Raw genomic sequence first — 23,519 nt, 5'->3', positions numbered from 1 at the left:
GATCAGGAGATATCAATGACTACCGCATCTCGACCTGAAGAAACTGAAACGTCTGCGTCGGCAAAGGCGCCACGCGGAGAAGACCACGACCGCGGTCTCAACGACGTGGTTGCCGTCGTCGAACGCGTCGAACGGCCGACCGAGAGCATCTTGCGCATCGCCGTCCAGTTGACTTCGTCGGCGGACGACCCGAATTGGTTGCGGCCCAACGTCGCATTTCGCATCCAGCTCGGTCCGCAGTACGGCGACGTCTCTCGCGTCTACACGGTGCGCACCTGCAACGCGCCGAGCAGTTCGATGACCTTCGACGTAGTGCTGCACGGCCACACCAGCCCGATGATGAGGTGGGCCGCCGACCTGCGTGTGGGTGACACGTTCTCACTCACCGGTCCTCGCCCGCACTTCCTCGTTCCCGAGATCGCTGGTCGCCGCGTCGCACTGTTCGCCGACGACACCGCGATACCTGCCCTCTATTCGATTCTGCTTCAGTGGCCCGAGGGACTGACCGGCGTCGGCTGGGTCGCCACCGGTGACGCCGAGGCTTTCGCGGAACTACCCGTGATCCCCGGCCTCGAGCTGCACCATGTCGAAGATGGCCTCGCCGAGTACGCCGTCGAACTCGATAACCCAGGAGACTACGCGGTGTGGGGTGCCGGGGAACGGGACGAGATGCGAGCCATTCGAGCGCATTTCCGCAAGACAGTCGGCCTGGCGAAGGACGATGTAGTTGTCTTCGGGTACTGGAAGCGAGGGGTCAGCACTACCGAGATAGATCAGAACCGACTTCGGAACTACACGAGCATCCTCGAAAACGGCGGCACGCTCGCAGACATCGACGATCTGGCAATCGGTATCTGATGCGACTGTTGGATTCGTCAGCCCACCGCGTGTTCTTCCGGCGCCAGGGAATTGCCCGGTGCGATGTTCGAGCAGTTGTTCGGCAACTGATTTCCGTTGAAACGGTCGTTGAGCCAGGTGATGGCGCCGGGGAGCCACAGCGCGCCACCCGGAACGTGACTGATGGTGTCGTACTGGTCGTACTGGATGGACAAACCTGCGTCGCAATAGCGAGTGGCGAGTGAGCGGACGTCCCCGGCAACCATGACTCCGTCGCCAGGGCCGACGCCCGGTCCACCTGGCTGGGTGCCCTCGAGGGCTCCGTTTGCGGCTTGAGCGATGAACATCGGGATGGTGGGTATCGGCGCGTTGCCCATGTTGATCTTGTTGGCCACGTCGACGTACTCGGGCACCGAGTTGGGGTTCGCATACTCTGGTTTGGCAAGGTCCTGCCAGGTCACCCCCGGGTACTGCAGGATGACGTTCCCGATCGAGGCATCCTCGATCCGAGGTAGGAGTTCGCGTCCGCGATCGCCGAGATACGGGTCGAAATCTATGTCGTAGGCACGGGCAAGTCCGACGACCGCCATCCCGACAACGCCTGCCCAACCGATGCTTCCGTTTGCGTACCGGAGGTTGTTTGCCGGGTTGACCAACAGACCACCCTGGGCGGCGCCGATCAGGTCCTCGTTGATGTCCGGGGCGTAGTCCGGCGCGAGGATGGACGCCCAGTTGGTGGCGATTGCTCCGCCCGAGTATCCCATCAGACCGATCTCGGCTGAGTCGGAAATACCTGTCTCGGATGTGTTGCGAGCGGCACGGAGGGAGTCGAGAGTCATCATTCCGTATTCGGGTCCTGCCGCGAAGTCCGCGTTCGGGCCCTCGGTGTCGGGAATGACGACGGTGTAGCCCAGCGCCAGTAGAGGACCGAACATGACGGCTTCGCCGGAAGCGAAAGTCCCGCCGAAGGCGACATTGCGCCCGCTGGCGGTAAGGCTGCCGATCGGGGTGTCCCCCGCGATGGCTCGTGACGGCCCGTCTTCTGGGTTCATTGAGTCGTAAGCAGACTGAAACGAGACGACTTTGTCCGGCTGGGCGTTGGGCGGTCGAAGTATCGAGGTGACATTGGCAGACGGCCGGCCGAGAGCGTCGGTCGACCGGTAGAGAACCTGCACGGCCTGCAGCGGGGTGGGGATGTTGACGACGTGATAGGGCAAGGTTCTCGTTTTGAGCACGGCCCCAGGCTGATACGACGACAGCGGTGCCGAACCGTCGTACTGATAGAAGGAATCCGCCGACGGTTGCGCGGCGACAGTAGGTGCTGTGATGCCTGTGAGTGCAATGGCTGTCAGCGCCACCACTCCCTGAAAGAGAATCTTTGATGCCACGATCGACCCTTCGGTTTCGTATGTCTCTCGGTACTTGACGGGCTGGTGTGATGACGACCACACGCTATCTTACTTTTGAGTAATAAACGAGAGGCTTGCGCTGGTTGTTTGAATCATGCATGGACGCAATGTGATTGAGATCTTTGAAGTGGCCTTGCTAATTCTGCTCAGGATGCCATGTGTACGATACGACTAGTAGCTGTCGCGACGAGCTGCTGCCTTGGGCTGTTCCGGGTCGTCCGATTCCGGGAAATGTTCTGTGCTGCACGGTCTTGAAGGACGAAGGAGTGGACATGGGTAAGCGCGCTCCCGATGACGGCGTGTTTCGAGACTCGGCCGGCGCCCAGGCTGGACTGCTCACTCCTCCGAGCGGTGCACGTAGCGAGGCGGCCCACGAGAAGGCCCTTCGGTCAGCGGAAGCGCTTCTGAAATCCGGGGGAATGAAGGCGGCGACCATCGATGCGATCTCCGAGCAATCGGGCGTCAGCAAAGTCACGCTGTATCGGCACTGGCCGTCGCGGCAGGCGATCGCCGCTGAAGCGTTCGGTGTGCTCATGGCCCGGCACTTGACGTTTCCGGAGACCGACAGTGCGCAAGACGATTTGAACGATTACCTCGAGGACATCGGAAGGTTCTACCGAGGTCCACTCGGGTCGATCTTTGCCGAACTTGTCGGCGCGTGTGCCAACGACCCGACGACGGCTGCATACTTCCGTACCTTCTTCCTCGACGAACGTCGTCGCGGCTTCGCCGAACTGATTCGACGATGTGTTGAGTCCGGATACTTCCGCGACGACATCGAGATCGAGGAAGCGATCGATCTCTTCTTCGGTCCCTTGATCTACCGGATGTTGGTGGGGCACGCGAGTATCGACGACAACACGGTGCGCTCGATCATCGATCATGCAGTTCGTGGACTCCGGAACGGTGTCTAAAGGGGATATTCGCTGAAATCCTTTGTGCTGGAGAGGGTACTGCCCTCTCCAGCGTTGCGCGATGTGTGTCAACTCGGCACTGTCAGCTGAGCATTTTCAGCACGTTCTGGTACTCACCGTTGATCTCGGCACGACGAAGTGGCTTGGCCGCTTCGACCACAATCTCTGTGGCGTTGTCGTCAGCTTTCAGTAGAGCAATGGTTTCTTCGATGTAATCATCAAGGGGTAGAGCCGATTCCGAGTTCTCCTGGTTCATCAGTGTGGTGCGGACGCCCGGTGGGATGAGTTCGATGCACTGGATCGAAGTATCGGCGAGTTGAACGCGCATGCTCTCGGTGAAGAGATGAACGGCAGCTTTCGTGGCGTTGTACGTGGGCGTGATGGGAAGTGGGACGAAGCCGACGGCGGATGACACAGTGACGATGGTGGCGGTCGGCTTCGTCAACAGATGCGGAATGAACTGGCCGACCAGTCGAATAGTCCCGAGTAGGTTCGTCGTGATCGTTCGTTCGGCGACGTCGAGGAAGTCCGGGTTCTTCAGGTCCTCCGGGTACATGATTCCCGACATCGTCACAAGGACGTTCAGATCGGGAAAGTCCTCCGTTACGGATTCATACGCCGTTCGAATGGATTTCGGGTCGTCTACGTCGATGACGACGGTACTGATCTTCGGATGCTTGCTCGAGATCTCTTGCAGCAGAGTGGATCGCCGTCCACCGATGATTACCTTGTTCCCCTCGTTCTGCAATGCCACTGCAAGTGCGAGCCCGATACCGGAGGTTCCGCCGGCAATGAAGATGGTATTTCCCGAGATATTCAATGTGTGTTTCCTTGGTTTGTCGTGGGCGTCGACGTGGCGACAGTGATGGATTTGAGTTGGGTGTATTCGTTGAGCGTCTCGAGGCAGAACTCTCGCCCGAGACCGCTTTCCTTGAATCCGCCGAAGGGGACGCCGCCTCCCAGATTGAAGTACTGATTGATCCAGACGCAGCCCGCATCGAGACGGTCCGCGGTTTCCATGGCGTTCTTCAGGTTCGAGGTATAGATCCCAGCAGCGAGTCCGTATGGAGTGTCGTTGGCTTCTGTGATCACTTGCTCGTAATTGTTCCACTTGAGGACGCACAAAACAGGTCCGAAGATTTCGTCCTGCGCAATTCGCATCGAGTTCGTGACCTCCAGAATTGTCGGTTCGACGAAGTTTCCGGCTTCGAATCCCGGCACTACCGTTCGTTTGCCGCCGGTAAGTACTTGTGCGCCTTCTTCGATTCCGGAATTGATCATCGAGATCACACGATCGGCATGTTCCTTGTGGATTAATCCACTCAGTTCGGTGTCCTCCTCGAGTGGTGGCCCGACTCGCAATGATCGGAATCCTGCGACGAGTTTTTCCACGAAGGCGTCATAGATATCCTCGTGGATGAAGAGACGTGTTCCGGCCAGGCAGGATTGGCCGTTGCACATGAGGACACCCGCGGTGGCATCGGCGACCACTGCATCGATGTCCTCGATATCAGGAAACACGATGCTGGGACTCTTGCCGCCGAGTTCGAGAGTGGTCGAGATCAGCCGTGAGGCTGCGGCGTGTGCCACGAGTCGGCCGACTTCGGTGCTTCCGGTGAAAGCGAGTTTGCTGACTTTCGGATGACCGATCAGGGCTGCGCCGGCCTCTTCGCCGAGGCCGGGTACAACATTGAGAACGCCTTTCGGGAACACTTCGGCGGCGATCCTCGCCAGTTCCATGACTGAAACACAGGCATTTTCATCAGGTTTGAGTACGACGGTGTTTCCGGCAGCGAGAGCGGGAGCAATCTTGAATGCCGTCATCACAACGGGATCGTTCCAGGGAATGATCTGTCCGCATACGCCCAATGGCACTCGCTTCGCGACCAGGTATCCCGATGCCAACTCGCGGCCGAAGCCATGGTGGGCCAACGAGATTGACGCAAAGTATCGCAGGTGTGAGACGGCGGCTCGATAGTCCTCTCGCATCTCCCTGATATGCCGCCCGGTATCCCTGCACTCGAGTTGGGCAAGCTCTTCGGTTCGATCCTCCACGAGCGCGGCAAACTGCAAGATTTTTGCGGATCGTTCTTCAGTGGTCAGGTTCGCCCATGCAGGAAATGCCCGCCTGGCGGCTTCGACCGCATCATTGATTTCTTCTGCCCCGCATCGGGACAGTGTGGCGAGTAGAGCGCCGGAAGCGGCGTCACGCGCCTCGAAGGTGGATGTGCCGATGGCTCGGAACGCTCCATCGATGTACGCACCGTATTCACGAACTGCTTGACCTTCCATGGATCCTCCTAGATCGGTCAATCGGTGAAGTTCGAAGTGTACTGTACGTTTCGTACACTTGTCGATGGTTGCCTTGCCGCGCATGGATGGCGTTAGCAGAAAGAACAGCTAGAACAGTGTTCTGGTCACATCGTCAAGGCGTGGCTCCAGCAATTTCAGCCGCCTGCTTCATAGCCCGTGAGACGTACCCAGTGCCGATTCTGACGCCGCCCAGCCACTCGGTGAGGCGCGCCGCCTCGGCATCGAGAGAACGTCGCGCAGACGCTGACACGGTCTCGAGCAATCGGACGTGCACCACACCGGTTTCGTCTTGGATCCAGCACCCCACGACGCGACCGTCGACCCAAGCGGTGGCGCCGGCATTACCGCGGGTGTCGAAGAGTTGGTTGCGGTGCGGGCCGAGGTAGAAGTCACGGTTCTTCCACCCCATGACCGTCGGGTCGAGCACCGGTAGGAGTGCCACCCAAGGACCTGGATCAGGCACCGTGGCGACGTCATCGGGTAGCAACCAGCCGGTGTCGCCTCCGTCGAGTGAGACTGCAACGGCGTCGAGTTCGGCGAGGGCGGCCCGGACGACCGTCTTCGTCGAGCCCAGCCACCAGACGATGTCGTCTTCCGTGCCCGGTCCGAAGGTGTAGAGCCAACGGCGGACTATTTCTCGATAGCCGTCTGCAGATTCGAGATCGAAGGGGGCGTCGTCGAGCCAGTGTCGAGTGAGAGTCCACAGTGGGCGTGAGACGGGGAAGCGGGCGGTGTTGGTGCCGCGCATGATGTCTGCGGTCGCCCCGAGATGCGTGAGAACCCTGGGTGCCGACCAGATTTCACCTGCCGAACCCTCGACCTTGACGTCTATCATCGGCACGGCCTGACGAATCTCTACCGCTGAAAGCCCTTCAGGCCTATCGGTGAGCAACTTCAGTACTTCCATCCGTGCGCGATCGAGCCAGTCGTTGCCGTCGACGGCGAGTCCGGCCTTGACGACATCCTTGGCCATTCGTGCCCGCTCGGTGTTCGCGACGCGGGCGGACGCACTCGACCACGCGGCCGGCAGCAAGTCGCGGGGAAAGGTGAAGAGTGTACGGCGCATTGCCAATTGCTTCACGAGACTGCGTTGGTCGTACAGGGCGCGGTCGACGTCGGCGGCGTCCACGGACCGAACCCTCGCCCAGCAAGACAGATAGACCGTCGCTGACTCGGTGGCGTGCAGTACCGTCATCGCCCGCGTGGCAGCTTCCGGCGAATCGACGTGAAACATTGGCTCCAGCGCATGACGTACTCCTATGCGAGCACGGCGTTCGTCGTCGGAGACATGGCGCATCAGGCCATCGTGCCACAGTCCAGGTGCGTCGTATCAGCTAGTTGCACGAGGGTTCGGTTGCGCCAGTAGTCGTCGTGTCGGAGATGTGTGATTGCACCCGGGGTGGTCGCGAAGGTCGCAAATCCTGCGGCGTCGACGGGAATCTGTAGCCAGGCGGAGACGACGAATGTGTGTGCAAAGCCGTGGGTTACGACGATGTGATCGTGATCGAGATCGTCCATCAGTTCGCACATGCACTCGTGAACCCTTGATGCGATGTCGCGGCGGGTCTCGGCACCGGCAACGGGGCCACGGTGATCGAGGCGGTTGTTGTCAGGGGCCGGGACCTGCCGCTGGGCCAGCCACGAGTTCGGGCGTCCTTCGGCTTCTCCGAAGCTGATTTCGCGCAATCGAGTGTCTGTTGTCGCCGGAGCATCGAGTGTCCGGGCGATGATCGTGGATGTCTCGGTGCACCGTTCGAGGTCGGACGAGGTGATGCGGACCGCGCGCGAAGTTCCGGTGCGTCGTCGTTTCAGTGCTTCGGCGATCAAACCTGCATCGCGCCGACCAGCGGGGGTGAGAACCGAATTGTGCCAACCGCCGACTACGTCCTGCGCTGTGTGTTCGGCATGAGGATGAGTGACGACGTAAAGATCCTGCACGAGACCCCTTTTGCTTACCCGACTTTTTCCGGCAACAGTATTCCAGGGTTGAGGATTCCACGGGGATCCCAGGAGGATTTGATCAGCTGCATTGCGGCAATGTCGGTTTCAGTGCGCCCCAGCGATATCCACGGCGACTTCGCGCGGCCTATCCCGTGCTCGGCGCTGATGCTTCCATGGTGGACGGCGACGAGTCGGAACACCGTATCGGTCAGTTCGTGTGCGACCCTCGGCTCGGCATCCAGAAGGTTCACATGAATGTTTCCGTCGGCGAAGTGCCCGAACAGGATTGGCCGCACGAGGGGGAATCGTTGTGCCAGGCTTTCTCGGAGGTTGTCGATGAACATTCCCATCACGGACAAGGGGACGGAGATGTCGAGCTTGACTACCGGCGTCGTCGACGACGCGCTGATGCTTTCGGTATGGCTTTCCCGCAGAGTCCACAGTTTTCGAGCCGGCCCAGGCTCGACCGTCGCGTCCTCGATGAGGTCGGCAGAGTCGGAGAGTACTTCGAGGAGCGACTCTTCCGTTTCGCGCGGTGATGACACCTCGATGAGTGTGTACATCGGTGAAGGGGTGCCGAACGGGCGACGGGCATCGGTGTGTGCGCAGACGAGGGAGATGCCGTCGTCGGTCATGATCTCGGCGGCTTCGACGGTCAATCCGCTCTGACGCACGCGATTACACAAATGAAGCGCTTGATCGACTTCGCGTACACCCGCGAGCACGACCTGGGTGTCGGTCGCCGGGGTGACCAGCTTCATCAGGACCTTGGTGATGACTGCGAGCGTTCCCTCGCTGCCGGCGAGAAGTCCTGGAATATCGTATCCGACATTGTCTTTGACGAGTGGAGTCCATCTACTCAGCACCGAACCGTCCGCGAGCACGGCTTCGATACCGAGTATCTGTGCGCGTGTATTTCCGTATCGGACCATGCGCGTCCCACCGGCGTTGGTTGCGACGATGCCGCCGAGTGTTGCGGATTCCTTTGATGCCAAATCGATTCCGAAGCGGAGACCGTGTGCAGATGCGGCCAGGTCGGCGCGAGCAACGGTCACGCCGGCGCCGGCCGCGATTGTCCGACCGATGGGGTCGACGGCTTCGATCGTCTCCAGACGTCTGGTACTCAGCACCACGGACCCAGCCGAGGCGATCCCACCACCGACCAGTCCGGTGTTGCCGCCTTGCGGTGTGACGGGAACCCCCGCGTCGAAGCATGCTCGAAGAACCGCAGACACTTCGGAAGTGTTGCCGGGGCGGATGACCGCGATCGCGTCGCCGATCCAACGTCCCGTCCAGTCACGTGTGTAGCCCTCGATCAGTTCGGGATCGGTAAGCACATGCGTGTGGCCGACGATCTCTGCGAGGGCGTCGATAAGCCTCGCGTCTGTTGCAGGTTCAGTGAGTGCTCGGGGATTCATGTGCAACCTTGTGATCGTTCGGGTGACAATTTTCGGGAGACAGACGGTGGATCAACGTGAACTCGATCCTCCGACCTCAGGTGATGCCGTGTCCAAGACCAAGTAGTGACACCACCATCTGTTTTTCTTATAATCGCCGTATGAACCTGCAGCGTGCCCGTTATCTGATCGCTCTGTCGGATCATGGGAGCTTCACTCGAGCCGCTGCGAACGTCCACGTCGCGCAATCGGCCCTCAGTCAGCAGATCAAGGTTCTCGAGCGCGAACTCGGAGTTCCGCTGGTGGATCGTCGGGGTCCGCAGTTCACCTTCACGGAAGCCGGCAAGGTGGCGGTACGAGAGGCGCGCTTTTTGATCGGGTGTGCGGACCGGGCGGTCGAACGAATTCGGTTGGCCGCGCGCGGTGTGGACGGAGAACTGCGCATCGCGTACACCCGTTCGTGGGCGGGCGGCGCAGTCGCGGATCTGGTCAGCACCTATCGAAGGCTCTACCCGGGCGTCGAAGTTGTCGTTCATCGTGGCACTTCGGCACAGACTGTCGACCTCGTCCGAACCGGAGCCGTCGACATCGCGGTTGTTCGCCCGCCGCTCGATGAAGACGATCGAGAACTTCCCCTGATCGTCCTCGACACCGAACCTATCCTGGTCGCTGTGCCCGTGGATCATCCGTTCGGAGATCGAGCGACGCTCGAACTCGGAGATCTGGTGGACGTCCCCGTTGTGTTCTGGCCGGAGGCCAACGCCCCGGGGATGTATTTGCGTACGCTCGAACAACTTTGGCCAAACGGGGCGCCCAGCATCGTTCGATTCGAGGCCGACGACGAGCAGGTGCTGCATGCTGTCTCGGACGGGGTGGGTATTGCGCCGATCCCCCAGGGCAGAGCGCGGATGCTCCGCATCCCGGGTGTCCATCTATGTGAGATCGCCGGTGAGCAACCAACTCTCGACGTGGCAGTGACCTACCGGCCGGATAATCCGAATCCGGCGCTTGCGCCGTTTGTTGCGCTCGCTGAACGCGAAAGATCGTCAACCACTGCGTAGTACCTGTGATGCGCGGTGGGTCCTATCCGCCATCGAGGACCAGCATCATGGCCGTTGCGCGTGCTCGGTTCTCGATGGAATCGACGTGGAATCCGACGTGCTGGGACAGTTTCGCCAATCGGTGCGCGACGCTGCTGTGGTGAAGATTCATGGAATCTGCTGCGGCCCTCAAGGTTCCGGACTGCAGGTATGACCTCAAGGTTTCGAGTAGTTCTAACCCCTGTTTGGTGTCGCCGATCTCTTCGGCACGAACCAGATCCGGTATTCGCGAGTGATCGATGTGTGGTCCCGGCGCCAGGAGGTTGAGGGCGCCGAGATTGTCGGCGTTCACGATCGGTGTTGTTGCCGACGCCTGTGTACGAGCGAATCGTGCAGTGCTCAGTATTGTGCTCACTTCGGAAGCGGGAGCAGTCAAAGATATTCCGGCGCGAATGAATGACGACAGCGCGGCCTCGGACAGCTCGGGTGTCGCCGCGAACGAACCCGTCACGAGATTCAGATACTCGCCGTCAGCGTCTATCCCAGTGGCTTTGCCAGGTTTGTAATCTGGCGAAATGACAAGGTGTGCAGCACCTTCGGCCGTGCCTGAGACTGCCTTGGTTGCCATTACACGGACTGGGGTATGGGGTTCGATACCGAGACCGGCGCAGGAGGTGAGCACCGCGAGTTCATCCATCGGGAACAACAGATTTCGAGTGTGCTCGGCTTCGGTAGGCAGGCGTCGCGGTTGCAGAATTATCGCTGCGGTCAGGGCCATCCGGTCGACGAGCATTTCGTCGAGTGGCAAGCTGGCCCCGGGTCGTTCGATCCATACCGTTCCGAGAACCTCGTCGTCTACGGCAATGTTTCTGGTCATGCTCGGTGGGAGCTGAGGATCGGGTGACCAGCGGCCGCGCGGATCGCAACGGCGCAAATTCTTCTTGCTTCTGCCGCGCTCGACGATCTCGATACCCACGACGCAGTCCGCCAACTGCGCGCTCGCACGAAGCAAAGACGCGGTGTCGGAGCCGTGCCGCACGAGGGCGTCGAAGTAATCGATGACACGTACCAGGCCTGCCGAGTCTGCATCGAGCTCGGCAAGCCGGTACATCAGTCCTTGCATCTCGCAACGCTACGAGACCGGCGAGAGCGAACGCAACCCTCTCCTGAGCGCAGTGAGGGCTTCGGCGGCACCTCTTTCGCTGACCGCGGCGGTCGCGACCAGTGCCGACCCGTGAAAGGTTCCGGGGAAGGAATGCAATTCGACGCTGACTCCCGCTTGCAGCAGCCGAAGGGCGTATTCGATTCCTTCGTCGCGGAGCGGGTCGAGTTCCATGGTGGACAGGTAGGTCGGCGGCAGGCCGGTGAGGTCGGTAGCCCGGGACGGCGCAGCGTAAATGGACACGTCAGGATCTTCGGGACCGGAATACGACTCGCCGAGATAGTACTTCCACGACAGGATGGCGTTAGGGCGGTGCCACAAGGGGGTGTCGACGAAGTTCGTCATCGAGACCGTCGCCAGGCGGTCGTCGAGTTCAGGGATTTCGAGGAATTGGAAGGCCACGGGCACAACGCCCTCGTCACGGGCTTTGAGGACAGTGCCTGCGGCCAGTCCACCGCCTGCGCTCTGCCCTCCCACTGCGATGCGGCGTGGATCGACCCCCAGCTCCTCGGCATGGGCGTGGATGTAGAGGAGTGCGGCGTAGCAGTCGTCGACGGGGCCGGGGAAGGGGGTTTCGGGGGCGAGGCGGTACTCCACGTTCGCAACGGCGAATCCGAGTTCCCGCGCCACCTCGACGCAAAATGGATCGCTGGATTCTGCGGTGCCGATTGCGAATCCGCCGCCATGGATCCAGAGCAGAACGGGGACAGGGCCGGCAGTGTTGTCCGGGGTGAAGAAACGAATCGTGACCTCCGGATCGCCGTCCAGGCCGGGTGCCGACAGTTCACGAAGCGAGACTCCGTCGAATGACAGGTCGGCCAACATGGTGCCGACCAGAGCGTCGTAGGTGGCCCGTGCGTTGGGGAGGTCAGCGAAGTCCACCTTCGGGAGCATGGTGAGTGCCGCGGCGAGTTCGGGGTCGAGAGTCGGGAATGTTGTCATGCACCCATCATCGAGCCTGAATGTGGCCTACGTCACCAGCGGCTTGTAGGAAATCGGAGAGTCTCCCTCCGACACCCGTCGGATCTCCCTAGGATGACGCCGGTGGACAGGGTACATCTCGGGGTGGGTTCGAGCGATTCGAAAAGTGGGGCACGGATTGGTGGACGACCTCCGCAGGTTTTCGCTGGTCAGGCGATTCTGCATTCGCACGAGTACCTTCTGACGCTCGAGGCACACACGGCGCCGTGGCTCGGCGCGCGAGAGCTTTCGGTCTTCATCCGTCGAGGTTTCTCCATCGGCGACGACGACCTCGAATACCCGGACATCGGGGTTAGGGCAGTCCTGCACCCCTCGTCGTCACGAAGTGCGGAATCGGCGGGCAGCCATGCGGGCCTTGGCAGCGCGGCGTTGATCAGGATTCCCTCGGACGACGAGGTGATGCCGTTGGTGTTGATAGCTCCGCAACCGGTGCTCATTCAGAACGAACCGTCGTATGCCGAATCCGTGGAGGCGGATGGACACAGCTTCCTGTTCCAGATCAACGAAGAGGGGTGGCCGGTGGTTGCCGAGTCCCACCCCGATTTCGTAGAGGAGTACCTATTCGGTTACGGGTCGGTGTATTTCTACGGGAGCACTGACGCGACCGGGCTCGTTCGCGAAGTTGTGCCGGGATTTCTCGACTTCTGACCGGCCCGACGGCCCGTCCGCCGATACCGTGGGCAGCGTATCGCGACCGGCGGTTATGTCCTCGGAAAAATTGTTTCGGAAGTTTGTCGATCGGTGAGTGCGCCGTTCGACGTGTAAGCAGAGGGACCGAACAGAGCGGTCCACGAACGAAGGAGATTCTCATGAAGTACATGCTGATCATGCGTTCCACCGATGAGGCTATCGAAGCATCCAAGGACATGGACTTCGACGAGATCATCGCGGCGATGGGGCAGTACAACGAGTCCCTGATCAAGGCAGGTGTCTTGCTGGCCGGTGAGGGACTGGCGATGGAGGAGGGATTCATCGTCGATTTCGAGTCCGATCCTCCGCTGGTCTCCGACGGCCCGTACGGGGAGACGAAGGAGTTGTTCTCGGGATTCTGGATCATTCAGACGTCGACCAAAGACGAAGCCTTGGAATGGCGAAGCGCTGCCCGCTCGGGCCCGGAAGCAAGCTCGAGGTACGCCGCGTGAGCGAGATGTCGGACTTCGATCAGGACAACGAGTACATCCAGAAAGAGGCAGGCTGGCGTGAAGAGCTCGGTACCGATCGTCCGGTCGCAGGCTGACCATGACCGACGAGGCGGTGCGAGAAGAAACGAGAAAGGCTGTCGACGCGGTCTGGCGTATCGAATCCGCGAAGATTGTCGCCACGTTGACTCGCACCGTCGGAGATCTTGATCTCGCCGAAGATCTGGCCGCGCAGGCTCTGCTCGAAGCCGTCGAGCAGTGGCCCGCGACGGGGGTTCCGAGAAACCCCGCTGCCTGGCTGACATCTGTGGCGACACGACGAGCGATCGACGGGTGGCGACGACGTGAGAGGTTGGACGAGCGCTACGCCCACTTTGCGCGTGAACTCGAGAACGACGCTTCACATTTCGACGACGTCAGCTGGGATCCGGACCGCATCGACGACGATGTCCTTCGCCTGATGTTCATCGCCTGCCATCCCGTGTTGAATCGAAAAGCGCAGGTGGCGTTGACGCTTCGGGTGGTGGGCGGTTTGACCACGGAAGAGATTGCGAAAGCGTTCCTCACGCCGACGGCGACGGTGCAGCAGCGGATAGTCCGCGCGAAGAAGGCGCTGACCGCTTCGAAAGCGGTTTTCGAAGTTCCAGGGCGAGAAGAGTTTTCGAGCAGATTGAGCGCGGTCCTCGGAGTGCTGTACCTGGTGTTCAACGAAGGCTATGCAGCCAGTTCCGGGGACGAGTGGATGCGGGCGGAGCTCAGTGCTGAGGCTCTGCGGCTCGCGCGAATACTCGCCGAATTGGTCCCCAGGGAGTCCGAGGTACACGGCCTTGTCGCTTTGATGGAGCTGACAGCCTCGAGATTCGGCGCTCGGACAACCTCGACCGGTGAACCCATCCTGCTGGCTGACCAGGATCGGACGAGGTGGGATCGCCTACAGATCTCACGTGGGCTTGCCGCGCTGGAACGAGCTGACGCCGTCGGGCGTGGACGAGGCCCGTATTGCCTGCAGGCGGCGATTGCCGAATGTCATGCGCGAGCAGCAACTTTCGAAGACACCGATTGGAAGAAGATAGTCATCCTCTACGAGGCTCTGGCGCAACTGGCGCCATCGCCCGTGGTCGACCTCAATCATGCGGCGGCGGTATCCATGGCATACGGTCCTGGCCCTGCGCTCGAATTCGTCGACAAGCTTGTCGCTTCAGGTGAACTGGCCGACTACCACCTGCTTCCCAGCGTTCGGGGGGAGTTGCTCAGTCAGCTCGGCCGATCCGAGGAGGCTAGAACCGAACTCCTCGAAGCGGCTCGGCTGGCCGGGAACGAGCGTGAGCGCGCTGTGCTGGTCGCGAAAGCCGATGCGCTGCTGCCGGATCGGTAGTCACGCGATTGTTAGTCACGCGATTGTTAGTCAGGGCTGAGTCGGATCATCATTCGGCACCATGGGCGGCATCCCGACTCCGTAGGGATCGAGCATGTCCGATACACGTCGACCCCACCGTTCATGCGCGGACTGACGGGTCATTCCCGCTGCGCGGCCGATGGTTGACCATGTTGCGCCGAATCTACGCAGGCTCATGACGCTTGCCGTCGAATCGATACCCGCGGCGAGCTGAATCCGGAAACAGGCCAACTGCCACGCCATCTGACGCTGCGCCGGGATGTCGGTGTCCTTCTCTGCCTCCCACTCAGGGCTACCAGGTAAAGGATCTGTTCCGACAATCTTGTCTGCCTGAGTGCCGGCCTCGGTGATCGCGGCGTTGACCGTGGTGATCGCGGCGGTCTCGATCTTCGCAGTCAGGGCGCGTTCGATCAGGTCTTCCATGAGAAGTTCTCCTTTCGTCAGGACCAGCCTGACAGGCGCTCTTGAATTCTGTCAAGAGTCCCCTGACGGACTTTGAGTTTAATTAATGCACGATTTATTTGTGTACTATCTAAATGGTCTCCGGTTCTGTTGACCGTCGTCGAAGGGTTTGCTGGTGAAAATCGTGGTTTTGTCGTTCCTGGTGGCGTTGACTTTGATGACGGTCGGGATCATCGCCGCGCGCAACCGCAGCACTCGACCTGCCGTGACCGGGGCAGTTACTGCGGCGTCAACGGTTCTCGCTGCCGCCTGGACACTTTTTGCCGTGGCCTTCGTATTGGCCTGATCGTGCTGCAGTGCCGATGCGCCGGTAGTGGTGGTGAAGGAACTTCGCAGCAGGTCAGATGCGTTTTGTGTGCGGCGCGATGCCGCATACTCTGGCAGACGTGGCAATCGCTGAAACAGACAGAAATTACGGCGGAAGGTCGGTCGCGGCTCGCAAGGCCGAACGCCGTTCCCTCTTTTTGAATGCTGCTCTCAGCGTGTTTGCAGACCAGGGGTATGCCGGAAGTTCGGTGGCGGATATCTGCGCGTCCGCGAGTCTGGCCAGAAGGCAGTTCTACGACGAGTTCGGTAGTCGCGAGGATCTACTCCTCGCGCTGTATGACCAGATCCAACTCGACGCCAGAATTGCAATGGTCGACGCACTCGATGCAGAGCCTTCGGTCAATCTCCGTGACAAGGCAGCGACGGCCATGGCCGCCTTCGTCGAGTCGGTCGGAAGTGACCCACGACGCGCACACGTTGCCTTCATCGACGTCGTAGGTGTCAGTCCCCGGGTGGAAAAGCATCGTGTGGACCAACGTTCGGTCTGGGCAACATTTTTCGAGTCGATCATCAAAGAGATCGTGGGCGAAGATTACGAACCGCCAGGTGGTTACCGGTGGGCGTCCACCGCCTTCATCGGCGCGCTTACCGCGCTGGTGCACCAGTGGAGCACTGCGGAGCCTCGTCCTCCCGTGTCGGTACTGGTCGATCTGATGACGGTGCTCTTGAATGCGTTGATCGACGACGCGCCCCTTCACACCGACGAATAGGTCACGAACACCAGGGGATTGTAATCCAGCCCACAACGCTCTACTCTCGTCCTCAATGTGTTAGACACTCGCATCTAACTTGTGTGCTCGTGATGAGAACTGCGGCAACACAAGGCAATCTGTGCTTTTCCGGGGAGGAATTGGTATGGGACGACGCTGGACAACTGACCGACAACGCGGGGGCCTCGCAATTGCCGTGATTGCAGTAATCGGGCAGATCGGACTTTCGGCACCTGCCTCAGCGGCCCCGGATGAAGGTGTTCCCGCCCAAATTCAGGTCCAGCCTGCCCTGCCGCCTGCAGTCGCACCGCCTTTGCCTGAACTGGACCAGGCCTTCTATGAACCGCCTGTCGAGGTCGTCGAATCCAGGGAACCGGGTGAGATCATCGCCGCTCGTGCGGTGAATCTCGGTACTCTCAACCTGATTCCGACCAACGTGGATGCGTGGCAGATCTCGTATCGATCCAATAATGCTGCGGGCGAGGCGATTCCTGCTGTCACCACAGTTATCAAGCCGCGTGGCGACACTCGCGATGGGGGCCCGCGCCCGCTGCTGTCCTTTCAGATGGCAGAGGATTCACTCGGAAACTACTGCGCACCTTCGTATGTCATGCAGCAAGGCGCGTTGCCGTGGCTGGTGACGGGCGCTGCGACCGGTGGGGCTCAATTCCTCGAAGTGCAGGCGGCACTGGCGCAGGGTTGGGCATTGTCGGTGCCCGATCATCAGGGACCCAATTCTTCCTTCGCCTCCGGCCCCGTCGCGGCCCGGATCACGCTCGACGGTATTCGTGCTGCTGAGAACTTCGAACCCATGGAGCTGCAAGGGCGGTCAACTCGCGTAGGGCTGCTCGGCTACTCGGGTGGATCGATTCCTACCGGTCACGCAGCTGAAATACGGCAGGAGTACGCGCCGGAACTGAATATCGTCGGAGTCGCCGAAGGTGGTGTTGCCGCGGATCTCGGCGCTTTGCTCGACAATGCCAACAACGCTCTAGGGGCCGGGATCGTCGCTGCCGGTGTAATCGGAGTGAGCCGAGAAGATCCTGAACTTGCAGGCTTCATCGATCAGCACATAAACCCTGCCGGCCGAGCGCTTTTCGCTGCCAAGGACAACCTGTGCATGCTCTGGACGTCGGCTGCAGTGCCCTTCCTCAATATCAAGGGCTTCCTCGATGTCCCGGGAGATCCCGTCCAACACCCCACGGTGAGAGCTGCGCTCTCCCGAGCTGCCATGGGTAAGTCGGTTCCTGACGTGCCGATGTACATCTATCAGTCGAATCCCGACTGGTTGGTGCCTGTTGGCCCGGTGAACAAACTTGTCGATACCTATTGCCAAGATCCTTCTGCGAGTGTCGTTTACACCAGAGACCACTTCAGTGAGCACGTCAGCATGGAAGTCGTCGCATTGCCGAGTGCTCTACTGTGGCTTCGTGATCGGTTCGCTGGTGTGCCTGCTCAGCAGGGATGCAGCACCTTCGACGCTGGATCCATGGCGCTTGATCAGAGGACCTGGCCAGTCTGGGTGGATGCGGTTGGTGAACTCGTCGCGGGACTGTTCGGCAAGCCGATCGGGACCTGACGGGTGACGTGATTCTGCGGTGGTGAGGAATTCTCACAAGGGCAGCGTGTTGCACTGACTGGACGTTATTTCATTGATCGGGCCTTGAAGATGGTGTCTTGTCACCAATGGGTTCCTTTTACCGACGAAAGGTTGCGCGATGACAAAGCTGTTGTTTGCGGTCACTTCTGCAGATCACTGGACGCTGAAGGACGGAACACCCCACCCGACCGGGTACTGGGCGGAAGAACTGGTCGAGGCGCATCGCGTTTTCGTCGACGCCGGCTACGACATCGTGATCGCGACGCCTGGCGGTAAAGCTCCCGTTGTGGACGAGGGAAGCCTGGCGCCCGAGGTGAACGGCGGGCAAGAAGGCGCCGACCGTATGCGCAAGTATATCGCCGATCTGCAGCCGGTGCTCGATTCGCCGGAGATTTTGGAGAACGCCGATGCTGCCGATTACGACGTGGTCTTTGTACCGGGTGGACATGGACCGATGGAGGATCTTGCGGTGTCGGCATCCTTCGGTGAGCTTCTCGTGAACTTCTTGGACGCGGACAAGGTGGTCTCGGCGGTCTGTCACGCGCCGGCGGCACTCCTGCCGGCCCAGAGACCCGATGGAAGCTGGCTGTTCGACGGCTATCAGCTGACCGCGTTCACCAACGAAGAGGAGACGCAGGCTGGTCTGGCGGACAAGGCTCCGTGGCTGCTCGAAACTCGCCTACGCGAATTGGGCGGCAAATTCTCGAAGGCCGAGGCGTGGTCGCCTTATGTCGTGGTGGACCGCAAGCTCTACACCGGTCAGAATCCGGCGTCGTCACGGCCTCTCGCCGAGCGGATTGTCGCCGACTTGGGCTGAGCATGTTTTTTGGCGCCGCATCGAGGTCTCCTCGATGCGGCGCTGGTCCGTGTTCTGTTGTCGCCAAAGAGGTTTGACCTCTCAGGTTTTGAAGGTGGTGTTCGCCGGCCTGGGTTGCTGTCCGGGGTCGATCGAGGGTGGCGGGATGAACCACGGTTTGTTGTCGACACCGATCCGAATCGCCCATTTCCCGACGAACCCGGCTTTGCGGTGCATCAACCGATGATGTGAACGGCACAGCAGGACCAGGTTGTTCATCACCGTCGGGCCACCATTGGCCCAGTGCCGGATATGGTGCGCATCGGTCCAGGCAGGCACACATGTGCAGCCGGGGAAGGCGCAGCCTTTGTCCCGGGCGATCAACGCCACTCGCTGTTCGGCGGTGACCAACCTCTTTCCTGGTTCGCATCCAAGGGCGTGCCGTGATCGTCGAGCAGCACGGTGGAGAGGAAACAATCACACCCGAGAAGCCTGGTCTGCGACACCGACAGCGGTCCGAGCCAGGGCATGTGCCCGACATCAAGATCCGACAAGTCCAGATCGGGTGAGCCTTCGTCGTCCACATCAGAAGGCGACGCGGCGCAATCCCGATGCTCCGCCAGATCCCGAGCATTGATGTGCACGTTCACATGCGGGCGCTGACCACCGTCGGTGCCGGTTTTGGCGCAGTCGAGGTACCGGCGGATCAGTTCGGTGAACCCATCCGCGGTCCGTTTCGCCGCCGACCGAGAATCCGGGGTTCCGTCCGGTGCCGGGGTCGGCATCGTCAGATTCGACAACGCGGAGAGCAGCATTTCCCCGGTGAGGGCATCGAAATCCCCACGCACCACCACCCGACCATTGAGCGTCGACGCGATCCGCAACTCGTTGAGATCGACATCTTCGGCGGGCGGGATCTCATCCGATTCGAACAACCGCTCCAAGGTCGCGATCACGTTCCGCACCTTCGTCGTTGTCGCCTCCACCCCCGACGCGGCAGCGAGCAACAAATCGATGCACTTCGGTAGCGCCTCCTCCGGCATGCCTTTAGGTGGTGATTCACAGAACGCCACGATCAACACAGCATGCTCGAACGAGCAATCCCCGCCATCGAACCGAGCCGCCACCGCCGGAAACGGCCGCAAAGCAGTACCCAACGCGGCGATCTTCTTCCCGTCCCGAACCTGCAGCATCGTGTTGGCCGCCAACCAGGACCCCACTCCGCGGCTGGCAATCACCTGATCATCCGGGCGCAACGACAACTCGTCCACCACCGCCACACGCACAGCCTCGAGGCGCAGAATCTCCGCACTCGCCGACACCGCAGCAGCGCGCAACTCTGCAGCAGACAACTGCCACAACCGTCCGCGTAACCCCACCGCAGAACCCGACACCACGTCCGACAACAAGACACTCATTGAATCCCCCGATCCCCTCCCCAAAGGATACTCGAACACGCGTTCGAGTCAAGAGGGAATTAGGCGAGGGCGCGAAGGAGTGGAGTGGGGTCGGCGACGACGAACAGATGGCCGCCTCCGTTGATCTCTTCGAAGCGAGAGTCGGGAATCAACGAGTGTGCCCAGCGGGCTACTTCGATGGGTACGTTTCCGTCGTCGGTTCCGTGTAGGAAAACCGTTGGTACCGAGATCGATTGGAAGAGTCCAGGCACCTCGAGGCGATACCGAGCCAAGTCGACAACCCCTGCGGATCCACCCTGTGCGATCCCTTCGGATGAATCCAACTGGAGAGCGGGGCGATGTACCTCGTCGGTCATGACGGCCTGATCGGCGGCCGGCCAGATCGAGACTGAGTCGCTGCGTAGCTTGGAGAACACTCCGGTTCCTGCGAGCATTGCGCCGGCCACACGGGGAGCCCAGGTGGCGGCAAAGTACAACGCAGATACCAGTTTTATTCTGCGTCGCAAAGTATCTCGCGGTGCCCCGGGGATCATGGCGCACGCCAGCACCAGTTTCGAGACTCGTTCGGGAACGGCTGCAGCGACTGCGAGCGCGTAACCGCCGCCTCCGGAGAAACCCATCAGTGTGGTCGAGTCCAACTCTAGGTGATCGACCAGGGTGACGTAGTCGTCGTCCCAGGAATGAAATCCCTTGTCCGTGTACGGATCCGTGCGTCCGAAGCCGGGTCGATCGGGGACTATCAGCCGCATGCCTGCCGTCGAAGACGCGTTGTGGAGTGAGAGCCCTTCGTATCGGCTGCCAGGTGATCCGTGGGCCACGACTACCGGGTGGCCAGTCGGATCGCCGTACTCGCAGAATGCGATACGACGCCCCGACGCGTCGCGAATTTCGGTTGTGGTCACGCTGCTCGTCATGATGTGGTTCCTTGCTGCGCGATCGACGCTACACCGTCCAGGATGAGGGCGACTCCGAACTCGAACCTTCGGGTGGGATCGTGATGAAGTGCGAACACCGATGCCTCGCGTCGATCGGCAGGTGCGCTGTCGAAAGCGCCGCGTCCCAATTGAATTGCGACGTGTCCGGTGACGAAATCATGCAGCGCGCCGTATGCGTACGTGGCCTGCTCGTCCTCGAGGCCGGCCAAGGAAAGGGCGCTCACGACTCGGTGGGCGGTATCGTCGGCCCCGGGTGCTTCCAGTGATGCCTGCCGATGGGCTTCCAGGACCAGGGGATGGCGCATCAGGAGATCGTGGAGGCCGTAGGCGAACGTGCGGGCAACCCCGCGCCAGTCGGTCGGCCAGTCGATCGACGAGACGGCTTCGCCTACGAGAGTCGAGATCAGATCTCGCCTCAAGGCGTCGATACCGCCGGTTGTGCGGTGGACGGACATCGGCGATATGCCGAGTCGTTCGGCGAGCACTCGAAATGACACCGCATCCAGGCCGTCCGTATCGGCGATCTCTGCCGCGGCATCAAGAATCTGTCTGTGACTCAATGCTTTTGGTCGACCAGCCCTTGCAGAGCTGGTGGATTCGGATACCATGCTGACAACAATAGCGATACGCGTATCGAAATTACAAGTGTCCATCGACCTCCAAGGAGCGCTGCCCGATGACCGATCTCCATCAACTGTCTGCCGTCGAACTTGCCGGTGTGATCGCCGCCAAGCAGGTCTCGATTCCCGAAGTCACCAGGTACTTCGTCGACCGTGCGACCACTGCCGATGACGTCGGCGCCTTCACGACGATCGCCGGGGAGCACGCTGTCGCCCTCGCCGAACAAGCGCAGCGCAGGTTGGACGAGCGGGACGCCGGGCCCCTTCCGCGTCTGTTCGGCGTTCCGACGGCAATCAAAGACCTCGACGCAACGCGCGGCATTCGCACGACCTTCGGATCGGCGCTCTTTCGCGACTTCGTGCCGGACGCTGACGACGAGATCGTCGAGGCGATCCGAGAAGGTGGGTTGATCGACATCGGTAAGACGACGGTGCCCGAGTTCGGGGCAGCCTGTTACACCGAGCCGGAAGTCGCTCCGCCTGCTCGCAGCCCGTTCGATCGCACGCGGAGTGCCGCCGGCAGCAGTGGCGGCGCTGCTGCCGCCGTCGGCGCTGGTCTGGTGCCGTTTGCACAGGGAAGTGACACCGCCGGTTCGTTGCGTTCGCCGGCAAGTACGTGCGGAGTCGTTGGCCTCAAGCCGAGCCGCGGTTTGATCACGATGGGCGTGGCGGGGCATGACAACTTCGGATTTGCGAGCAAGGGGCCGATCGCCCGGACAGTTCGCGATACCGCTGCGCTGCTGGACGTTCTGGCGACGCGACCCGGCGCCGGAACTATCCACCCGCCTCGGCCGAAGTCGTTCGAAGAGTTCGTCGTACAGGCTGGGGGAGTTCAGGCCCGCCCCTTGACCGTCGCTCTTGCTCACGGATCGGTCTCCGGCGGAGCCGTGGATGCGCAGCTCTCGGCTGCTGTATCGAAGGTTGGGTCTGTGTTGGAGGGTCTGGGTCACAACGTGTTCGAGCGACCGCAGGCTCGCGATGACATTTTCATCGATGCTTTCGTCAAGATGTTCTCGTCTTTGGCGGGAACCAAGCCGATCCCGGAGGAGTACGAACACCTTCTGCGTCCGATAGTGCAGCACTTGCGAGTTCAAGCAAACCAGGTGTCTTCGGGTGAGCTGGCCGCGGCAATCGGAATTGTTCAGGCCTGGGCGCGGCGATGGAGTCTCGACTACGCCGACGCCGACCTTGTTGTCACTCCGACTGTGACGAAGCCGCCGCTTGCGATCGGGGAGTTGCGCAACGACGAAGATCCCGCGACCGAACTGATCGACATGGTCGCTTTCACCGGAAACACCGTCGTCGCCAATGCAACCGGTTTCCCGTCGATCAGTCTGCCACTCGGTTGGACGGAAGACGGCGTTCCACTCGGCGTGATGATCTCGGCGAAATGGGGTTGCGACGCGGAATTACTCTCTGCCGCTGCAATGCTCGAGGCCGAGATGCCGTGGAAGGATCGGTACCGATTCGACCGCGCAACCGTGCTCTAGTTCGGGAGCGGTACCCGGTCGCTCGCCGATGCGAACCCCAACCACGTGTGGCGGTTACCCCACCAGCACCACCCGACTTTCGGGGCGTTGCGGTTGTCTTTGCCGTCGCGACCGGTTCCGTTGCTGATCCACACGGCGGGAGTTCTGGTGTCGAAGGATCCGTCAGGTTTGCGCAGTCGGGAGCCGATGGTCATGAAACACTTTCCGCGTTCGAGAATGTCGGGGCGCTGCAACAGCCAGTGGATGCCTTCGGTAAGCGTCAGCGGCGTACGGTGTGCGTCGACGATTGCGGGCAATGCTTCGTCCGGGCTCCAGTTGGCCAGGTGATCCCCGCGGTCGACTCCACTGAGCAGATGTAATGAGCTTTCGGGCAGCGTTGCCTGCTCGGTGGGGGCGAACAGATCGACGTCCGCCATGTCGACGACTATGAATCCGCGCTTGTTCTCGAGCTCGAGCAGCGGAGTCAGAACTGAAGCCGGAGCCAGTTTTTCGTGCACGGTGAGTAGTCCGACATCACCGTGCCCGGTTGCGGCCTCCCTGACATCGCCGGCAGAAAGTCCGGCCATCTCGTGAACACCGAGTTCGATCAATCGCTCGGCCTGCTGATCGATGGGCGGGAGGTCGAAATGCAT

General features: G+C 60.9%; 22 protein-coding genes and 2 pseudogenes. 11 read left to right on the top strand and 13 right to left on the bottom strand.

The genetic code is table 11. From position 1 onward, the window contains the following. Positions 1–15: 15 nt before the first annotated feature. Positions 16–858 carry a siderophore-interacting protein gene (locus tag AOT96_RS08970; RefSeq protein WP_042922913.1) on the top strand — a complete coding sequence of 281 codons (843 nt, stop codon included), beginning with the start codon at positions 16–18 and terminating at the stop codon, positions 856–858. Between the two features lie 17 nt (positions 859–875). Here the strand turns inward: AOT96_RS08970 and AOT96_RS08965 are convergent, their stop codons facing one another. Further along, entirely contained in the window at positions 876–2,225 is a 1,350-nt protein-coding gene (locus AOT96_RS08965; protein ID WP_065352803.1) for a lipase family protein, read from the bottom strand. 293 nt (positions 2,226–2,518) lie between these two features. Between AOT96_RS08965 and AOT96_RS08960 the strand changes: the two genes are divergently transcribed. Next, positions 2,519–3,160 (top strand): TetR/AcrR family transcriptional regulator, encoded by a 642-nt coding sequence (locus AOT96_RS08960; protein WP_058038428.1) that lies wholly within the window; start codon positions 2,519–2,521, stop codon positions 3,158–3,160. 82 nt (positions 3,161–3,242) lie between these two features. Here the strand turns inward: AOT96_RS08960 and AOT96_RS08955 are convergent, their stop codons facing one another. The 5 genes from AOT96_RS08955 to AOT96_RS08935 all read right to left on the bottom strand — a co-directional run bounded on the left by AOT96_RS08955 (position 3,243) and on the right by AOT96_RS08935 (position 8,832). Further along, complete coding sequence (locus tag AOT96_RS08955) at positions 3,243–3,980, bottom strand: SDR family oxidoreductase (protein ID WP_065351610.1); 738 nt, start codon at positions 3,978–3,980, stop codon at positions 3,243–3,245. Further along, positions 3,977–5,452, bottom strand: a complete 1,476-nt coding sequence (locus AOT96_RS08950) for an aldehyde dehydrogenase family protein (protein WP_065351609.1) — start codon at positions 5,450–5,452, stop codon at positions 3,977–3,979. The genes AOT96_RS08955 and AOT96_RS08950 overlap by 4 nt, the downstream gene beginning before the upstream one ends. A gap of 133 nt (positions 5,453–5,585) precedes the next feature. Next, positions 5,586–6,770, bottom strand: a complete 1,185-nt coding sequence (locus AOT96_RS08945) for a winged helix DNA-binding domain-containing protein (RefSeq protein WP_065351608.1) — start codon at positions 6,768–6,770, stop codon at positions 5,586–5,588. Further along, a complete protein-coding gene (locus AOT96_RS08940; protein ID WP_065351607.1) occupies positions 6,770–7,411 on the bottom strand; it encodes a histidine phosphatase family protein in 642 nt (213 codons plus the stop codon). Before AOT96_RS08940 ends, AOT96_RS08945 begins: the two co-directional genes overlap by 1 nt. Before the next feature lie 14 nt (positions 7,412–7,425). Beyond that, positions 7,426–8,832: an FAD-binding oxidoreductase gene (locus tag AOT96_RS08935; protein ID WP_065351606.1), complete on the bottom strand. Its 1,407-nt coding sequence runs from the start codon at positions 8,830–8,832 to the stop codon at positions 7,426–7,428. A 140-nt stretch (positions 8,833–8,972) separates the two neighbouring features. Here AOT96_RS08935 and AOT96_RS08930 point away from each other — a divergent pair, with 140 nt between their 5' ends. Beyond that, a complete protein-coding gene (locus AOT96_RS08930; protein WP_003943243.1) occupies positions 8,973–9,872 on the top strand; it encodes a LysR family transcriptional regulator in 900 nt (299 codons plus the stop codon). A 22-nt stretch (positions 9,873–9,894) separates the two neighbouring features. On the opposite strand, the gene AOT96_RS08925 is transcribed toward AOT96_RS08930, so the two are convergent. Beyond that, positions 9,895–10,974 (bottom strand): helix-turn-helix domain-containing protein, encoded by a 1,080-nt coding sequence (locus AOT96_RS08925; RefSeq protein WP_231917415.1) that lies wholly within the window; start codon positions 10,972–10,974, stop codon positions 9,895–9,897. 9 nt (positions 10,975–10,983) lie between these two features. Beyond that, positions 10,984–11,955 (bottom strand): alpha/beta hydrolase, encoded by a 972-nt coding sequence (locus tag AOT96_RS08920; protein WP_007735725.1) that lies wholly within the window; start codon positions 11,953–11,955, stop codon positions 10,984–10,986. Positions 11,956–12,048: 93 nt separating this feature from the next. Between AOT96_RS08920 and AOT96_RS08915 the strand changes: the two genes are divergently transcribed. From AOT96_RS08915 to AOT96_RS08905, 3 genes and pseudogenes are all read left to right on the top strand, one after another. After that, positions 12,049–12,642 carry a hypothetical protein gene (locus tag AOT96_RS08915; RefSeq protein WP_042448198.1) on the top strand — a complete coding sequence of 198 codons (594 nt, stop codon included), beginning with the start codon at positions 12,049–12,051 and terminating at the stop codon, positions 12,640–12,642. A 161-nt stretch (positions 12,643–12,803) separates the two neighbouring features. Then, positions 12,804–13,231, top strand: a pseudogene (locus AOT96_RS08910) (YciI family protein). A 2-nt stretch (positions 13,232–13,233) separates the two neighbouring features. Next, positions 13,234–14,508: an RNA polymerase sigma factor gene (locus AOT96_RS08905; protein ID WP_007735736.1), complete on the top strand. Its 1,275-nt coding sequence runs from the start codon at positions 13,234–13,236 to the stop codon at positions 14,506–14,508. A 30-nt stretch (positions 14,509–14,538) separates the two neighbouring features. On the opposite strand, the gene AOT96_RS08900 is transcribed toward AOT96_RS08905, so the two are convergent. Then, on the bottom strand, positions 14,539–14,952 hold the full coding sequence (locus tag AOT96_RS08900; protein WP_065351605.1) for a hypothetical protein: 414 nt from the start codon (positions 14,950–14,952) through the stop codon (positions 14,539–14,541). A 154-nt stretch (positions 14,953–15,106) separates the two neighbouring features. Here AOT96_RS08900 and AOT96_RS35660 point away from each other — a divergent pair, with 154 nt between their 5' ends. From AOT96_RS35660 to AOT96_RS08885, 4 genes are all read left to right on the top strand, one after another. Continuing rightward, entirely contained in the window at positions 15,107–15,277 is a 171-nt protein-coding gene (locus AOT96_RS35660) for a hypothetical protein (protein WP_007735738.1), read from the top strand. Positions 15,278–15,335: 58 nt separating this feature from the next. Continuing rightward, a complete protein-coding gene (locus tag AOT96_RS08895; RefSeq protein WP_083197600.1) occupies positions 15,336–16,028 on the top strand; it encodes a TetR/AcrR family transcriptional regulator in 693 nt (230 codons plus the stop codon). A gap of 145 nt (positions 16,029–16,173) precedes the next feature. Further along, on the top strand, positions 16,174–17,607 hold the full coding sequence (locus tag AOT96_RS08890; RefSeq protein ID WP_143173062.1) for a lipase family protein: 1,434 nt from the start codon (positions 16,174–16,176) through the stop codon (positions 17,605–17,607). A 139-nt stretch (positions 17,608–17,746) separates the two neighbouring features. Beyond that, complete coding sequence (locus tag AOT96_RS08885) at positions 17,747–18,445, top strand: type 1 glutamine amidotransferase domain-containing protein (protein WP_047272333.1); 699 nt, start codon at positions 17,747–17,749, stop codon at positions 18,443–18,445. 81 nt (positions 18,446–18,526) lie between these two features. On the opposite strand, the pseudogene AOT96_RS08880 reads toward AOT96_RS08885, so the two are convergent. From AOT96_RS08880 to AOT96_RS08870, 3 genes and pseudogenes are all read right to left on the bottom strand, one after another. Continuing rightward, positions 18,527–19,842 (bottom strand): annotated as a pseudogene (locus tag AOT96_RS08880) (DUF222 domain-containing protein). A gap of 59 nt (positions 19,843–19,901) precedes the next feature. Then, the gene (locus AOT96_RS08875) at positions 19,902–20,756 is read right to left on the bottom strand and encodes an alpha/beta fold hydrolase (protein WP_065351604.1); all 855 of its coding nucleotides are present in this window, start codon (positions 20,754–20,756) and stop codon (positions 19,902–19,904) included. Next, positions 20,753–21,385 carry a TetR/AcrR family transcriptional regulator gene (locus AOT96_RS08870; protein ID WP_231917414.1) on the bottom strand — a complete coding sequence of 211 codons (633 nt, stop codon included), beginning with the start codon at positions 21,383–21,385 and terminating at the stop codon, positions 20,753–20,755. Before AOT96_RS08870 ends, AOT96_RS08875 begins: the two co-directional genes overlap by 4 nt. A 68-nt stretch (positions 21,386–21,453) precedes the next feature. Here AOT96_RS08870 and AOT96_RS08865 point away from each other — a divergent pair, with 68 nt between their 5' ends. Continuing rightward, positions 21,454–22,887 (top strand): amidase, encoded by a 1,434-nt coding sequence (locus AOT96_RS08865; RefSeq protein ID WP_065351603.1) that lies wholly within the window; start codon positions 21,454–21,456, stop codon positions 22,885–22,887. Here AOT96_RS08865 and AOT96_RS08860 read toward each other — a convergent pair. Further along, entirely contained in the window at positions 22,884–23,519 is a 636-nt protein-coding gene (locus AOT96_RS08860) for a DUF5701 family protein (RefSeq protein ID WP_047272329.1), read from the bottom strand. The two genes, AOT96_RS08865 and AOT96_RS08860, sit on opposite strands and share 4 nt — an antisense overlap.

Source organism: Rhodococcus sp. 008 (genome assembly GCF_001682295.1).
GTDB classification, from domain to species: domain Bacteria; phylum Actinomycetota; class Actinomycetes; order Mycobacteriales; family Mycobacteriaceae; genus Rhodococcus_F; species Rhodococcus_F qingshengii.
The sequence above is the reverse complement of the archived record's forward strand: the minus strand, read 5'-3'. Positions and strand labels throughout refer to the sequence as shown.

Excerpts from the sequence above, each read along its gene's own strand:
- AOT96_RS08970 (WP_042922913.1), top strand. The coding sequence starts at position 16 with ATGACTACCGCATCTCGACCTGAAGAAACTGAAACGTCTGCGTCGGCA.
- AOT96_RS08960 (WP_058038428.1), top strand. The coding sequence starts at position 2,519 with ATGGGTAAGCGCGCTCCCGATGACGGCGTGTTTCGAGACTCGGCCGGC.
- AOT96_RS08950 (WP_065351609.1), bottom strand. The coding sequence starts at position 5,452 with ATGGAAGGTCAAGCAGTTCGTGAATACGGTGCGTACATCGATGGAGCG.
- AOT96_RS08945 (WP_065351608.1), bottom strand. The coding sequence starts at position 6,770 with ATGCGCCATGTCTCCGACGACGAACGCCGTGCTCGCATAGGAGTACGT.
- AOT96_RS08935 (WP_065351606.1), bottom strand. The coding sequence starts at position 8,832 with ATGAATCCCCGAGCACTCACTGAACCTGCAACAGACGCGAGGCTTATC.
- AOT96_RS08930 (WP_003943243.1), top strand. The coding sequence starts at position 8,973 with ATGAACCTGCAGCGTGCCCGTTATCTGATCGCTCTGTCGGATCATGGG.
- AOT96_RS08925 (WP_231917415.1), bottom strand. The coding sequence starts at position 10,974 with ATGCAAGGACTGATGTACCGGCTTGCCGAGCTCGATGCAGACTCGGCA.
- AOT96_RS08920 (WP_007735725.1), bottom strand. The coding sequence starts at position 11,955 with ATGACAACATTCCCGACTCTCGACCCCGAACTCGCCGCGGCACTCACC.
- AOT96_RS08915 (WP_042448198.1), top strand. The coding sequence starts at position 12,049 with ATGACGCCGGTGGACAGGGTACATCTCGGGGTGGGTTCGAGCGATTCG.
- AOT96_RS08905 (WP_007735736.1), top strand. The coding sequence starts at position 13,234 with ATGACCGACGAGGCGGTGCGAGAAGAAACGAGAAAGGCTGTCGACGCG.
- AOT96_RS08900 (WP_065351605.1), bottom strand. The coding sequence starts at position 14,952 with ATGGAAGACCTGATCGAACGCGCCCTGACTGCGAAGATCGAGACCGCC.
- AOT96_RS08895 (WP_083197600.1), top strand. The coding sequence starts at position 15,336 with ATGCGTTTTGTGTGCGGCGCGATGCCGCATACTCTGGCAGACGTGGCA.
- AOT96_RS08890 (WP_143173062.1), top strand. The coding sequence starts at position 16,174 with ATGGGACGACGCTGGACAACTGACCGACAACGCGGGGGCCTCGCAATT.
- AOT96_RS08885 (WP_047272333.1), top strand. The coding sequence starts at position 17,747 with ATGACAAAGCTGTTGTTTGCGGTCACTTCTGCAGATCACTGGACGCTG.
- AOT96_RS08875 (WP_065351604.1), bottom strand. The coding sequence starts at position 20,756 with ATGACGAGCAGCGTGACCACAACCGAAATTCGCGACGCGTCGGGGCGT.
- AOT96_RS08870 (WP_231917414.1), bottom strand. The coding sequence starts at position 21,385 with ATGGTATCCGAATCCACCAGCTCTGCAAGGGCTGGTCGACCAAAAGCA.
- AOT96_RS08865 (WP_065351603.1), top strand. The coding sequence starts at position 21,454 with ATGACCGATCTCCATCAACTGTCTGCCGTCGAACTTGCCGGTGTGATC.
- AOT96_RS08860 (WP_047272329.1), bottom strand. The coding sequence starts at position 23,519 with ATGCATTTCGACCTCCCGCCCATCGATCAGCAGGCCGAGCGATTGATC.